This is a genomic window from Cellulosimicrobium cellulans (assembly GCF_001722485.1).
GTDB lineage: Bacteria > Actinomycetota > Actinomycetes > Actinomycetales > Cellulomonadaceae > Cellulosimicrobium > Cellulosimicrobium cellulans_A.
This window is the reverse complement of the sequence record NZ_LWGL01000008.1, coordinates 33,973-48,164: the sequence shown is the minus strand read 5'-3', so window position 1 is coordinate 48,164 and position 14,192 is coordinate 33,973. Positions and strand designations below refer to the sequence as shown.

Annotated in this window: 13 protein-coding genes; 4 read left to right on the top strand and 9 right to left on the bottom strand. The window is 72.6% G+C overall.

All coding sequences use genetic code 11. The features are described from left to right. Positions 1–35: 35 nt before the first annotated feature. From JZ5iCDA_RS02190 to JZ5iCDA_RS02150, 9 genes are all read right to left on the bottom strand, one after another. Entirely contained in the window at positions 36–401 is a 366-nt protein-coding gene (locus JZ5iCDA_RS02190) for a YidH family protein (protein ID WP_083259565.1), read from the bottom strand. Positions 402–450: 49 nt separating this feature from the next. Next, positions 451–1,824 (bottom strand): thymidine phosphorylase, encoded by a 1,374-nt coding sequence (locus JZ5iCDA_RS02185; protein WP_083259560.1) that lies wholly within the window; start codon positions 1,822–1,824, stop codon positions 451–453. Then, positions 1,821–2,282 (bottom strand): cytidine deaminase, encoded by a 462-nt coding sequence (locus JZ5iCDA_RS02180; RefSeq protein ID WP_083259564.1) that lies wholly within the window; start codon positions 2,280–2,282, stop codon positions 1,821–1,823. The genes JZ5iCDA_RS02185 and JZ5iCDA_RS02180 overlap by 4 nt, the downstream gene beginning before the upstream one ends. Before the next feature lie 7 nt (positions 2,283–2,289). Then, positions 2,290–3,585, bottom strand: a complete 1,296-nt coding sequence (locus JZ5iCDA_RS02175) for an ABC transporter permease (RefSeq protein WP_069385618.1) — start codon at positions 3,583–3,585, stop codon at positions 2,290–2,292. Continuing rightward, the gene (locus tag JZ5iCDA_RS02170; RefSeq protein ID WP_069385617.1) at positions 3,582–4,886 is read right to left on the bottom strand and encodes an ABC transporter permease; all 1,305 of its coding nucleotides are present in this window, start codon (positions 4,884–4,886) and stop codon (positions 3,582–3,584) included. The genes JZ5iCDA_RS02175 and JZ5iCDA_RS02170 overlap by 4 nt, the downstream gene beginning before the upstream one ends. An 11-nt stretch (positions 4,887–4,897) precedes the next feature. Then, positions 4,898–6,517 (bottom strand): ABC transporter ATP-binding protein, encoded by a 1,620-nt coding sequence (locus tag JZ5iCDA_RS02165; RefSeq protein ID WP_083259559.1) that lies wholly within the window; start codon positions 6,515–6,517, stop codon positions 4,898–4,900. A gap of 202 nt (positions 6,518–6,719) precedes the next feature. Further along, positions 6,720–7,814: a BMP family lipoprotein gene (locus tag JZ5iCDA_RS02160; protein WP_069385616.1), complete on the bottom strand. Its 1,095-nt coding sequence runs from the start codon at positions 7,812–7,814 to the stop codon at positions 6,720–6,722. 224 nt (positions 7,815–8,038) lie between these two features. Further along, on the bottom strand, positions 8,039–9,298 hold the full coding sequence (locus tag JZ5iCDA_RS02155; protein WP_069385615.1) for an amidohydrolase: 1,260 nt from the start codon (positions 9,296–9,298) through the stop codon (positions 8,039–8,041). Further along, entirely contained in the window at positions 9,295–10,434 is a 1,140-nt protein-coding gene (locus JZ5iCDA_RS02150) for a mannose-1-phosphate guanylyltransferase (RefSeq protein ID WP_069385614.1), read from the bottom strand. The genes JZ5iCDA_RS02155 and JZ5iCDA_RS02150 overlap by 4 nt, the downstream gene beginning before the upstream one ends. 222 nt (positions 10,435–10,656) lie before the next feature. Between JZ5iCDA_RS02150 and sdhC the strand changes: the two genes are divergently transcribed. The 4 genes from sdhC (at position 10,657) to JZ5iCDA_RS02130 (ending at position 14,179) form a co-directional block, all read left to right on the top strand. Further along, positions 10,657–11,040: a succinate dehydrogenase, cytochrome b556 subunit gene (gene sdhC, locus JZ5iCDA_RS02145; protein ID WP_083259558.1), complete on the top strand. Its 384-nt coding sequence runs from the start codon at positions 10,657–10,659 to the stop codon at positions 11,038–11,040. Next, the gene (locus JZ5iCDA_RS02140) at positions 11,040–11,498 is read left to right on the top strand and encodes a succinate dehydrogenase hydrophobic membrane anchor subunit (RefSeq protein WP_069385612.1); all 459 of its coding nucleotides are present in this window, start codon (positions 11,040–11,042) and stop codon (positions 11,496–11,498) included. Before sdhC ends, JZ5iCDA_RS02140 begins: the two co-directional genes overlap by 1 nt. 69 nt (positions 11,499–11,567) lie before the next feature. Further along, the gene (gene sdhA / locus JZ5iCDA_RS02135) at positions 11,568–13,412 is read left to right on the top strand and encodes a succinate dehydrogenase flavoprotein subunit (protein ID WP_069385611.1); all 1,845 of its coding nucleotides are present in this window, start codon (positions 11,568–11,570) and stop codon (positions 13,410–13,412) included. Continuing rightward, positions 13,412–14,179 (top strand): succinate dehydrogenase iron-sulfur subunit, encoded by a 768-nt coding sequence (locus JZ5iCDA_RS02130; protein WP_069385610.1) that lies wholly within the window; start codon positions 13,412–13,414, stop codon positions 14,177–14,179. Before sdhA ends, JZ5iCDA_RS02130 begins: the two co-directional genes overlap by 1 nt. Positions 14,180–14,192: the final 13 nt, after the last annotated feature.

Here is a 14,192-nt window from a genome sequence, read left to right as displayed (position 1 = left end):
GCGCTCCGGCGGCCCGGGCGGGCGCTCCGCCGACGTCATGGCAGCGACGCGGCCTCGCCCAGGCCCGCCGCCGCCGCGTAGGCCGCGATGAGCACCGCGAGCAGGACGACGCCGACGACGAGCACCGGCAGCCCGCCCGGTGCGGGCAGCGGCTCGCGCCGGCGCAGCGCGCGCTCGTTGCGGCGCCACGTGACGAGCGCGTACACCGCGCAGGCTGCGCCCACGAGGCACGCGACGGCGGCGACGAGGTCCACCAGGCCGGGCAGGTCCGCGAACGTCGAGAACGACGTCAGCGCCACGCCGCCCGCGACGAGGCCCACACCGGTGCGCACCCACGCGAGCGCGGTGCGCTCGTTGGCGAGGCTGAACCGCGCGTCGGGTTCGGTCCCGACGCCATACACGGACCGGGGGCGCCGGTGGTCCCCCGGCTCCGCGTGCTCTTCCGCCACGTCAGCCGACGCGGTCCAGCACGACCGGCGTGCGCTCCACCGCGGTCCCCGGCGGCGCGATCTCCCACGCGCCCTCGAGCGCCTCGACCGCGCGGCCGAAGCGCTCGGGCGTGTCGGTGTGCAGCGTCATGAGGTGCTGGCCCTTGCGCACCGCGTCGCCCGGCTTGGCGAACAGCTCGACGCCGGCACCGGCCTGCACCGCGTCCTCCTTGCGCGCGCGCCCGGCACCGAGGCGCCAGGCCGCGACGCCGACCGCGTAGGCGTCGAGCCGCGACAGGACGCCGTCGTGGTCCGCCACGACGTGCTCCTTCTCCCGCGCAGTCGGCAGCGGGGCGCGCGAGTCGCCGCCCTGCTCGGCGATCATCTGCCGCCACTTGTCGAGGGCGCGGCCGCCGACGAGGGCGTGGTGGACGTCGTCGGGGTCCTGCGGGCGGCCGGCGGCGGCGAGCATCTCGACGGCGAGGGCGACCGTGAGGTCGACGACGTCCTGCGGCCCCTCGCCGTGCATGACCTCGACCGACTCGCGCACCTCGAGGGCGTTGCCCGCAGTGAGGCCGAGCGGGGTCGACATGTCGGTGAGCAGCGCGACCGTGCGCACGCCCGCGTCCGTCCCGAGGTCCACCATCGTGCGTGCGAGCTCGCGCGCCGCGCCGAGGTCCTTCATGAACGCGCCCGACCCGACCTTGACGTCGAGGACGAGCGCGCCCGTGCCCTCGGCGATCTTCTTGCTCATGATCGAGGACGCGATGAGCGGGATCGACTCGACCGTCCCCGTCACGTCGCGCAACGCGTACAGCAGGCGGTCGGCGGGCGCGAGACCCGACCCCGCCTGGCAGATGACCGCCCCGACGTGCTCGAGCGCGTCCATCATCTGCGCGTTGGTCAGCGCCGCGCGCCAGCCCCGGATCGACTCGAGCTTGTCGAGCGTGCCGCCCGTGTGGCCGAGGCCGCGCCCGGACAGCTGCGGGACCGCGACGCCGAACGACGCGACGAGCGGCGCGAGCGGGAGCGTGATCTTGTCCCCCACGCCGCCGGTCGAGTGCTTGTCGACCGTGGGTCGCGACAGCGACGTGAAGTCGAGCCGCTCGCCGGACGCGATCATCGCCTGCGTCCAGCGGCCGATCTCCGTGCGGTCCATGCCGTTGAGGAAGATCGCCATCGCGAGCGCGGCCATCTGCTCCTCGGCGACGACTCCGCGCGTGTAGGCGTCGACGACCCAGTCGATCTGCGCGCCGTCGAGCAGCCCGCCGTCGCGCTTGGTCCGGATGACGTCGACCGCGTCGAACGGCTCCGCCGCGGGCGCCGCCCCCTCCGGCCCCTGCGCCCCCTCGGGACCGCCCTGCGGCGCCGCGCCCTCGTTGTCCTGGGTCGTCACGACCGCTCCTCCAGATCGTCGGGCCCGAACGCGTCGGGCAGCACGTTCCTCATCGTCGTGATACCACGGACGGTGTCGACCAGCAGGTCGGGGCCGCCGTGCTCCCACAGCAGCTGGCGGCAGCGCCCGCACGGCATGAGCGTCGCCCCGTGCTTGTCCACGCACGCGAACGCCACGAGCCGGCCCCCGCCGGAGCCGACGAGCGCGCTGACGAGCGAGCACTCGGCGCACAGCGTGACGCCGTAGGCGGCGTTCTCGACGTTGCACCCGACGACCACGCGGCCGTCGTCGACGAGCGCCGCCGCGCCCACCGGGAAGCCGGAGTACGGCGCGTACGCGCGCGTCATGATCTCGCGCGCCGCGCCGCGCAGCGCCTCCCAGTCGACGGCGGTGGCGTCCTGCCCGGCGCCGTCGCGGTCGCCCACCGCGCGCGTCGCGCCCTCGGACCCGTTCGTCATGCCCACCTCACTTGATGTACGGGATGCCCTCGGCGGCGGGCGCCCGGACGCGTCCCACCAGGCCGGCGACGGCGAAGATCGTCACGACGTACGGCGTCATGAGCATGATCTGGCTCGGGATCGGCGTCCCGACGATGCCGAGGACCGTCTGCAAGTTGTCGGCGAAGCCGAAGAGCAGCGCCGCGGCGAGCGCGCCGACGGGGTTCCACCGGCCGAGGATCATCGCGGCGAGCGCGATGAACCCCTTGCCGCCGGTCATCTCCTTGCCGAAGGCGAGCCCGGCCGCGACCGTGAAGAACGCGCCGCCGAGGCCGGCGACCGCGCCGCCGAGGATCGTGTTCTTCACGCGCGTCGCGTTGACCTTGATGCCGACGGTGTCCGCGGCCTTGGGGTGCTCGCCCACCGCGCGCAGGCGCAGGCCCCACCGGCTGCGGAACAGGAAGATCTGGAGCACCACGACGGCCGCGTACATGAGGTAGACGAGCAGCGTCTGGCGGAACAGGACCGGTCCGACCACGGGGATCTGCGACAGCACCGGGATCTCGATGACGGGCAGCGGGGTGCGCGCGTTCCACGTCGCGGAGTCCTCGGTGAGGACGGTGGAGTACAGGTAGCTCGTCACGCCGACGACGAGCACGTTGAGCACGACGCCGACGATGATCTGGTTGACCCAGTAGCGGACCGAGAAGATCACGAGCAGCACGCCGACGAGCGCGCCCGCGATCGGCGCCGCGACGAGCCCCGCGTACGCGCTCGACGTCACGGACGCGACGACGGCCGCGAGGAACGCGCCGGCGAGGAGCTGGCCCTCGATCGCGATGTTGACGATGCCCACGCGCTCGCACAGGACGCCGGACAGCGCGCCGAAGACGAGCGGCACGGCGAGGAACAGCGACCCCTGCAGGAGCCCGGTCAGCGGGATGGCCGACTTGCCGGCACCGGCCCAGCACAGGAAGGCGAGGACGACGAGCACGCCGAACACGACGGGCAGCCACATCCCGACCTTGCGCCGGTCGACGGCCGCCCAGAACGACAGGCCCGCGAGCATGAGCGCCAGGATCGTGAGGAACAGGGCGGCGCCGGTGGAGCTCACCGTGACAGGCTGGATCTGGAAGAAGTCGCCCGCGGTCGAGAGCCGGAAGGTCGTGGTGGTGCCGCCGTCCGGCAGGATCACGAACAGCAGGAGCGACAGCAGGCCGACCACCGCGTACGTGACGGGGGCGCGCCAGCTGATCGGCGTGAGCGGCTTGCTCGCGGCGCTCCTCGAGGGGGCGGGTGCCGGGGGCGTCGTCACGGCGGTCATGCGCCGGCCTCCTGGGTCGTCGGGGTGGTCGTGCGCGTCGCGCGGCGCCGCGCCGCCTGGCGCTCGGCCCGCGTGGGACCGCCCGGCGTCGGGAGGCGGAAGATCGCCCGCACGAGCGGCGGGGCCGCGATGAAGAGCACGATGAGGGACTGCACGACGAGGACGATGTCGATCGGCGTGCCGGTGCGGGCCTGCATCGCGAACCCGCCGGCGCGCAGCGCGCCGAAGAGGAGGCCCGCGAGCACGGTGCCGAGCGGGCGCGAGCGGCCCAGCAGCGCGACCGTGATCGCGTCGAAGCCGAAGCTCGCCGCGACGCCGGCCGTGAGGACCTTCTCCGTGCCGAGCACCTGGGCCGAGCCCGCGAGACCGGCGAGACCGCCCGCGAGGGCCATGACCCACACGGTGGCCCAGGCCACGGACATGCCGGCCGTGCGAGCGGCGTGCGGGTTCTCGCCGACGGCGCGGAAGCGGAAGCCGAGCGTCGAGCGCTCCATGAGCCACCACACGCCGACGGCGGCGAGCAGGGCCAGGACGAACCCGAGGTGGAGGCGGAAGCCCTCGCCCAGCAGGAGCGGGAACGTCGCGCTGCCCGGGATGGGCGGGCTGATGGGGTTGGAGCTGCCCTCGCGCTGGAACGCCGGGGTCGTGAGCAGGTAGGCCACGAGGTAGACGGCGATGTTGTTGAGCATGATCGTGACGATCACCTCGTGGGCGCCGGTGCGGGCCTTGAGGACGCCGGCGATGCTCGCCCAGATCGCGCCGCCGAGCGCCGCGCCCAGCACCGCCAGCACCAGGTGCAGCCCCGGCGGCAGGTCGAACGTGAACCCGATGAAGCCGGCGAAGATGCCGCCCAGGATGATCTGCCCCTGCGCGCCGATGTTGAACAGGCCCGCCCGGAACCCGATGCCCAGGCCGAGGCCCGCGAGGATGAGCGGCACCGAGACCGTCATGGTCTCGGTGAGCGGCCGCAGCGCGCGCTCGAGGTCGGGCGCCGCGACGTTGACGACGGACCCCTGGAACAGCGCGATGTACGCGCCGAAGACGGCGTCCCAGATCGCCTGGAGCGTGTCGGTGGGCCGGGCGAAGAAGTAGGTCGCGGCCTCCTGGACCTCCGGGTCGGCGGCGGCGATGAGGACGCCGCCGATGACGAGCGCGGCGACGATCGCGAGCAGGGAGACGAGCCAGCTGCTCTCGAGCATCTCCCGCAGGATGCTCTGCCCTGCCGGCCGCTCGGCCTTCGGGACGTCGCTCGGCGGTGCGGCCGTCGGCGGGACGGTGGGCGTCCCCTCGTCGTCCGCCATGGGCTGCTGGCTCACGGGGTCTCCTCCTCACGGGACGTGGCGGCGGTCGTGTCCGGGGCGGGGGCGCCCGACGGCGCGCCGCCCGCCTCGCCGAGGGTCGTGTGGTGCCGGGCGGCCTGGACGACCGCCTCGTCGAGCGGGACGCCGGCCATCATGAGGCCGAGGACGTCGCGGTCGGTGTCGCCGGGGACGACCCCGACGACGCGCCCGCGGTACATGACCGCGATCCGGTCGGCGAGCGCGACGACCTCGTCGAGCTCGGTCGAGACGATGATCACGGGCGTGCCCTTGTCGCGCTCGGACACGATGCGCTGGTGGACGAACTCGATCGAGCCGACGTCGAGACCGCGCGTGGGCTGGGAGGCGATGAGCAGGCGCAGCGGCCGGGACATCTCGCGCGCGAGGACCACCTTCTGCTGGTTGCCGCCGGACAGCGTGCCGGCCGGGGTCTCGACGGACTGGGTGCGCACGTCGAACTCGACGACGCGCTGCTCGGCGTTGCTGCGGATCACGCTGCGGCTGAGCGCGCCGCCGCGCGAGTACGGGGCGGACGAGACGAGGTCGAGCACGAGGTTCTCCTCGACGGAGAACGTGCCGATGATGCCGTCGGTGCTGCGGTCCTCCGGGACGTAGCCGACGCCCGCATCGAGCACGTCGGAGACGCCGCGGCCCACGAGCTCCTTGCCGTCCAGCGTGATCGAGCCCGCGACGGGCCGGCGGAGCCCGACGATCGTCTCGGTGAGCTCGGTCTGGCCGTTGCCCTGCACGCCCGCGACGACGAGGATCTCGCCGCGCGCGACGTCGAGGTCGACGTCGTCCACGACCGCGGCGCCCGTGTCGTCGAGGACGGTGAGGTCGCGGACCTGGAACGTCGCGTCCCCCGGCCGCGCGGGCTCCTTCGCGACGCCGAGCTCGACCGACCGGCCGACCATGAGCGACGCGAGCTCGGTCTCGCTCGCGGTCGGCTCCGCGGTGCCGACGACCTTGCCGCGGCGGATCACGGTGATGCGGTCGGCGATCGCGCGGACCTCGCGCAGCTTGTGGGTGATGAAGACGATGGACGTCCCCGCCTCCTTGAGCTGGCGCATGATCGCGATGAGCTCGTCCGTCTCCTGCGGGGTGAGCACGGCGGTGGGCTCGTCGAGGATGAGGACGCGGGCGTCGCGCGAGAGCGCCTTGATGATCTCGACACGCTGCTGGACGCCGACGGGGATGTCCTCGACCAACGCGTCCGGGTCGACCTCGAACCCGAAGCGGTCGGAGATGTCCTGCACGAGCCCCCGCGCGCGCCGGGCGTCGATGAGGCCGCCGCCGCGCACCGGCTCGTGGCCGAGCGCGACGTTCTCGGCCACCGTGAACACGGGGACGAGCATGAAGTGCTGGTGCACCATGCCGATGCCGGCCGCCATGGCGTCGCCCGGACCGGCGAACTGCACGGGGCGGTCGTCGACGAGGATCTCGCCGTCGTCGGGGTCGTACAGGCCGTACAGCACGTTCATGAGCGTGCTCTTGCCGGCGCCGTTCTCCCCCAGCAGGGCGTGGATCTCGCCCGGCTCGATCACCAGGTCGATGTGGTCGTTGGCGACCAGGGACCCGAACACCTTCGTGATCCCGCGCAGCTCCAGCTTCACCGGTCGGCCTCTTCCGTTCGTCCGCCTCGTCCATCGAACCGCACCCCGGTGCGCACGTCGCGTCGTGCCGGCCGGCTGCCGCTCGTCGTGGGGACGCCGTGCGCGCCCCGCTGATCAGGACGATGGCCCGGGCGTCCGCCCGGGCCACCGTGGGGCGCGGCCGGGCCCGAGGGCCCGGCCGCGCGGTGCTCGTGACCGGTCGTCACGGAGCGTTCGGGGTCTCCACCACCAGGTCGCCCGCGATGATCTGCTCCTGGTACTCGGCGAGCTTGTCCTGCAGCTCCACCGGCACCGCGTCCTCGAAGTCGTGGAACGGCGCGAGGCCGACGCCCTCGTTCTCCAGCGTGCCGACGTACGGCTCGTTGGTGAAGCTGCCCTCGGCGGACTCGCTGACCGTGTCGAACACGGCCGGGCCGATCTGCTTCATGACCGACGTGAGGATGATGCTGCCGTAGTCGGTCGTGAGGTAGCCGTCCGAGTCGACCCAGATGAGCTTCGCGCCGGCGCCCTCGGCGGCGGCCGCCGCGCCGAGGCCCACGGGGCCCGCGACCGGCATGATGATGTCGGCGCCCTGGTCGATGAAGCCCTGGGTGACGTTCTGGCCGTTCGCCTGGTTCTCGAAGTCACCGGTGAAGGTGCCCGTCTGGGCCTCCTTGTCCCAGCCGAGGAGCGTGACGTCGGTGCCGTTGTCCTCGTTGTACTTCGCGACGCCGTCCGCGAAGCCGTCCATGAAGATCATCACGGACGGGATCTGGAGGCCGCCGAAGGTCGCCACGGTGTCGGACTCGCTCATGCCCGCGGCGAGGTAGCCCGCGAGGAACGCGGCCTCCGCCGTGTTGAACAGGATGGGCTTGGCGTTCTCCAGCTCGACGGGGTTCTGCTCCGCGTCCGAGAACGGCGAGTCGATGAGCGCGAAGTTCGTGTCCGGGTTGGCCTCGGCCGCCGCCTGGATGGGGTCCTCGAGGAGGAACCCGACGCCGATGACGAGGTTGCAGCCCTGCTGGACGAGGTTGTCGATGTTGGGCCCGTAGTCGGTGTCCGCCTGGGACTCGACCTCGTGGACCGTGATGCCCAGCTCCTCCTCGGCCTGCTCCAGGCCCTCGTAGCCGGCCTGGTTGAAGGACTGGTCGTCGAAGCCGCCCTGGTCGGAGACCATGCACGCGGAGAAGTCGGAGTTGCCCCCGGTCGCCTCGCCGCCACCGCCGGTGGTCTCGTCGTCCTCCGGCGCCGCACCGCACGCCGCCAGCGCGAGCGCGGCGACCGCCGCGAGCGCGGTGACCTGAGTCGCTCTCTTCACCTTCTTGCTCCTGTCGCTGTCGTCTTCCGGGCCGCGCAGGGGTGGACCCCTGGGACTCCCCGCGCACCGTTGCGCGGGAGGACCGGTCCGTCGGCCTCCATGAGACGGAACACTAGCCAGCCCCGTGTGCCGCGCACGTTGCGCGGCGGTTGCGCGGCCACTTCGTTATGCAAGCGTCATCGCCCGTCTCAGCCCCGGCGGACGAGCGTCCACGTGGCGGACCGTCAGAGGTCGCCCGCGGCGTCCGCGCGCTCGACCGGACCGCCGCCGAGCGCGACGCGCGCGAGGAGGCGCACCCCGGCGTCGATCGCGCGCTCGTCGACCTGGAGGTCGCCCTGGTGGAGGTCGTAGGAGCGCCCGCCCGGGGTGCGCGTGCCCAGCCGCGCCATCGCGCCCGGCACCTTGGTGAGGTACCACGCGAAGTCCTCGCCGCCGAGCGACTGCTCCGTGAGCGTCACCGCGTCGGGCCCGAGGACGTCCCGCGCGGCGGCCTCGAGCAGGCCGGTGCAGCGCGCGTCGTTCTCCACCGGGGGCACGCCGCGCGTGTGGTGCACCGTCACCTCGACCTCATAGGGGGCCACGACCTGCTCGACCGCGTCGTGCAGGACCTGGCCGGCGAACTCCCACGCGCGCACGTCGAGGCAGCGCAGCGTCCCGCGCACGGTGCCGGTGCTCGGGATCGCGTTGTGCGCCGACCCCGCGTGCACCGCTCCCCACGTGAGGTTCACGCCCGACCGCGGGTCGAGCCGCCGCCCGAGCACCGCGGGCACCTGCGTGATGACCTGACCGAGCGCGTACACGACGTCGCCCGTGAGGTGCGGGCGCGAGGTGTGGCCGCCGGGCGACGCGATCGTCACCGACACCTCGTCCGAGGCCGAGGTGATCGGGCCGATGCGCGTGCCGACCGTGCCGACGTCCGTCTTGGGGTCGCAGTGCACGCCGTAGATCTCGTCGACCTCGTCGAGCCCGCCGGCCGCGATGACGTCGAGCGAGCCGCCCGGCTGCACCTCCTCCGCGGGCTGGAACACCAGCCGGACACCGCGGCGCAGCCGGCCCTGCACGTGCAGGTCGGCGAGCACGAGGCCGGCGCCGAGCACGACGGTCGTGTGGACGTCGTGGCCGCACGCGTGCGCCACGCCGCTCACGGTCGACGACCACGGCAGGGCGCAGCGGTCCTGCAGCGGCAGCGCGTCGATGTCCGCGCGCAGCGCGACCCGCCCGGGCGCCGGGACGCGGGTGCCGCCGGGGCCGGGGACGAGCTCGCCAGGCGCGGGGCCGAGGTCGCAGACGAGCCCGGTGCCGGGCAGCAGCCGCGGCTCGAGCCCGGCGCGCTCCAGGCGCCCCGCGAGCAGCGCCGTCGTGCGGGTCTCGGCGCGCGAGACCTCGGGGTGGGCGTGGATGTCGCGGCGCGTCGCGACGAGCTCGTCGGCGTACCGCGCCGCGGACCGGGCCAGCAGGTCGGCCGTCACCGTCCGCGCGCTCACAGGAGCTCGTCCATCCCGAGCTCGCGCACCGTGTCCACCATGGACTTCACCTGCTGCGCGCGGGCCCTCGTCGTGACGAGGAGCGCGTCGGGCGTGTCGACCACGACCACGTCGTCGAGCCCGAGGACCGTGACGACCCGGTCGGCGGCCGGGACGACGACCGACCCGGCGCTCTCGCGCCGCACGACCCTGCCCGTGTCGCCGAGCACCTTCGACCCGGCGTTGTCCACCGACGGCAGGAGCGCCGCGAGCGAGTTGAAGTCGCCGACGTCGTCCCAGCCGAACGTGCCGGGCACGACCGCGACGCCGCCCACCGCGGCGACGGGCTCGGCCACCGCGTGGTCGATCGCGATCTTCTCGAGCGCCGGCCACGTCGCGGCGAGCACCCGGTCGCGCTCCGGCGTGTCCCACGCGGCGGCGACGGCGCGCAGGCCGTCGTGCAGCTCGGGCCGCTGATCCGCGAGGTGGCCGAGCAGGACCGAGGTGCGCACGATGAACATGCCCGCGTTCCACCGGTACTCCCCCGACGCGAGGTAGCGCTGGGCCGTGGCGGCGTCGGGCTTCTCGGTGAAGCCGCGCACGTGCAGCGCGGACGGCGCCCCCTCGACGCCGAGCGCGTCCCCGCTGTGCACGTAGCCGAACGCCGTGGACGGCCGCGACGCCGCGATGCCGATCGTCACGACGTACCCGGCACGGGCCGCCTCGACCGCCTCGCGCACCGACGACTCGAAGGCGTCCTTGCCCGTGATGACCTGGTCCGCGGCGAACGACCCGAGCACCACGTCGCCGTGCCGCTGCTCGAGGACGGCCGCGGCGAGCCCGATCGCCGCCATCGAGTCGCGCGGCGAGGGCTCCGCGAGCACGTTCCCGGCGGGCAGCTCCGGCAGCTGCGTGCGCGCCGCCGCGACGTGCCGGTCGCCCGTGACCAGCACGATCCCGTCCCGCCCCGCGAGCGGCGCGAGCCGGTCGACCGTGGCCTGGAGCAGCGTGCGCCCCGAGCCGGTCAGGTCGAGCAGGAACTTCGGCGACCCGGCGCGCGAGAGAGGCCAGAGCCTGGTTCCTGCTCCCCCGGCGGGGACGACGGCGTGGAACCCGGGGATCGGGGCGGACGCGGCACGTGACGGAGAAGGGCCCATGTGCGCAGCATAATGAGAGGCCCAGTTCCCCCGTCGCCTGTGGGATCCCTCACAAACGCGGCCCAGGACCTGCCCCGACGGCCCGGCGGCGTCCGGACCTCGACGTGGAGGTCCTATGGTGATTCCCAGAGACCGAAGCCGACGACGGCCCCGCCCCGGACCGGGCCGGCTCCGGGATCACCCGGCATCTCTCCCCTGACCTCGCCACAGGAGGCCCCCAAAGTGCCCAGTGCACCTGCCGGCACGCTCTACCGCGGCCGTGAAGGCATGTGGTCGTGGGTCGCGCACCGCGTGACCGGCGTGCTCATCTTCTTCTTCCTGCTCGTCCACGTGCTCGACACGGCACTGGTGCGGGTCTCCCCCGAGGCGTACAACGCCGTCATCGGCACGTACCAGACGCCGATCATGGGGCTCGGCGAGGCGGGCCTGGTCGCCGCCATCGTGTTCCACGCGTTCAACGGCGTCCGCATCGTCCTCGTCGACTTCTGGGCCAAGGGGCCGCGCTACCAGCGCGCGATGCTGTGGATCGTCGTCGGTCTGTTCGTCGTGACGATGGCCGGCTTCCTGCCGCGCCACCTCATGAACGTGTTCGGAGGGGGACACTGATGGCCGCCGCGCCCACGGTGGAGGTCGCCGCGCCGCGCGACCCGTACAAGCGCCGCAAGTCCACGCGGAGCAACTTCGAGCTGTACAGCTGGGTCTTCATGCGCGCCTCGGGCGTCGTGCTGATCGTCCTGATCTTCGGCCACCTCTTCGTCAACCTCATGGTCGGCGAGGGCGTGCACGCCATTGACTTCGGCTTCGTCGCCGGCAAGTGGGCGTCGCCGTTCTGGCAGATCTGGGACCTGCTCATGCTGTGGCTCGCCATGTTCCACGGCACGAACGGCGTCCGCACGATCATCAACGACTACGCGGAGCGCGACGGCACCCGCCTCGTGCTCAAGCTCGCGCTCTACCTCGCGTTCACGGTCGTCACCGTGCTGGGCACGCTCGTGATCTTCACGTTCGACCCGTGCCCCGCGGGCGCGCCGGCCGAGCTGCTCGCGTCGTTCTGCACCGCCTGACCCACGCCCCCGCCGGCCGCGGCCGGCGCAGCCCCACCCCCCGCTCTCTCCCAGGAGGCATCGGAACCGATGCAAACCCATCAGTACGACGTCGTCATCGTCGGCGCAGGCGGCGCCGGGATGCGCGCGGCGCTGGAGTCCTCCAGCAAGGTCCGCACGGCCGTCATCTCTAAGCTGTACCCGACGCGCTCCCACACGGGCGCGGCGCAGGGCGGCATGTGCGCCGCCCTCGCCAACGTCGAGGAGGACAACTGGGAGTGGCACACGTTCGACACGGTCAAGGGCGGTGACTACCTCGTCGACCAGGACGCCGCGGAGATCATGGCCAAGGAGGCCATCGACGCCGTCCTCGACCTCGAGCGCATGGGCCTGCCGTTCAACCGCACGCCCGAGGGCCGCATCGACCAGCGCCGGTTCGGCGGCCACACGCGCAACCACGGCGAGGCCGCCGTGCGCCGCTCGTGCTACGCGGCCGACCGCACGGGCCACATGATCCTCCAGACGCTCTACCAGCAGTGCGTCAAGCAGGACGTCGAGTTCTTCAACGAGTTCTACGTGCTCGACCTCATCACCGACCACGACCTGTCGGCGGGCGAGGTGGCCGACGACGAGACGGTCACCGCGACCGGCGTCGTCGCCTACGACCTCGCGACCGGCGAGATCCACGTCTTCCAGGCGAAGGCGATCATCTTCGCCACCGGCGGCGCGGGCAAGATCTTCAAGACGACGTCCAACGCGCACACGCTCACGGGCGACGGCATGGCGCTCGCCTACCGGCGCGGCCTGCCGCTGGAGGACATGGAGTTCTTCCAGTTCCACCCGACGGGCCTGGCCGGTCTCGGCATCCTCCTGTCGGAGGCGGCGCGCGGCGAGGGCGGCATCCTGCGCAACGCGGACGGCGAGCGCTTCATGGAGCGCTACGCCCCCACGATCAAGGACCTCGCGCCGCGCGACATCGTCGCCCGGTCGATGGCGAACGAGGTGCGCGAGGGCCGCGGCGCCGGGCCGAACAAGGACTACGTCCTGCTCGATCTCACGCACCTGGAGCCCGCGCACATCGACGCCAAGCTCCCGGACATCACCGAGTTCGCGCGCACGTACCTCGGCATCGAGCCGTACACCGAGCCCGTCCCGGTGTACCCCACCGCGCACTACGCGATGGGTGGCATCCCGACGAATGTCGACGCCGAGGTGCTGCGCGACAGCAGCCACGTCGTCAAGGGCCTCTACGCGGCCGGCGAGGTCGCGTGCGTGAGCGTGCACGGCTCGAACCGCCTCGGCACGAACTCGCTGCTCGACATCAACGTCTTCGGCAAGCGCGCCGGGCGCACCGCGGCCGCCTACGCGGCGACCGCGTCGTTCACCGAGCTGCCGGAGAACCCCGCGGCCAGCGTGATCGCCCAGCTCGAGGAGATGCGCAACCGTCCCGACGGCGAGCGCGTCGCCGACGTGCGCAAGGCGCTCCAGGAGACGATGGACGCCAACGCCCAGGTGTTCCGCACCGGCGAGTCGCTCAACCAGGCCCTCACCGACATCCGCGGCCTGCAGAAGCGCTACCGGAACGTGTCCGTCCAGGACAAGGGCCGGCTGTTCAACACGGACCTGCTCGAGGCGATCGAGCTCGGCTTCCTCCTCGACATCGCCGAGGTCACGGTCGTCGCCGCCCTCAACCGCAAGGAGTCGCGCGGCGGGCACTACCGCGAGGACTACCCGAGCCGCGACGACGCCAACTACATGCTGCACACGATGGCGTACCGCCGCCCCACCGAGGCCGGGACGGCCGACGACAGGCTGGTCGACGGTCACGTCCCGGGCTACTTCGACCACGTCGAGCACTTCGACGGCTACAAGGTCGCCCTGGGCTCCAAGCCCGTCACCCAGACCCGGTACGAGCCCATGGAGCGGAAGTACTGATGACTGCCACACTCGACGCACCCGCACCCGAGGCGAAGGCCGGGGAGATCCCCTCGTTCGAGGTGACCCTCCGGATCCGCCGCTACTCCCCCGAGTCCACGCACGGCGAGGACGCGTACTGGGACGAGTTCACCGTCATGGCGCACGGCACCGACCGCGTGCTCGACGCCCTGCACAAGATCAAGTGGGAGCACGACGGCTCCCTGACGTTCCGCCGCTCGTGCGCGCACGGCGTGTGCGGCTCGGACGCCATGCGCATCAACGGCCGCAACCGCCTCGCGTGCAAGACGCTCCTCAAGGACGTCAACCCCGACAGGCCGATCACGGTCGAGCCCATCAAGGGCCTGCCCGTGGTCAAGGACCTCGTCGTGGACATGGAGCCGTTCTTCGCCTCCTACCGCGAGATCATGCCGTTCCTCATCACGACCGGGAACGAGCCGAGCAAGGAGCGCCTGCAGTCCGCCGAGCAGCGCGAGCGGTTCGACGACACCACCAAGTGCATCCTGTGCGCCGCGTGCACGTCGTCGTGCCCCGTGTTCTGGACCGACGGCCAGTACTTCGGTCCGGCCGCGATCGTCAACGCGCACCGCTTCATCTTCGACAGCCGCGACGAGGGCGCCACGCAGCGCCTCGAGATCCTCAACGACAAGGAGGGCGTGTGGCGCTGCCGCACGACCTTCAACTGCACCGAGGCGTGCCCCCGCGGCATCGAGGTCACGAAGGCCATCCAGGAGGTCAAGCGCGCGATGATCACGCGCGCGTTCTGACGCGTCCTGCTTG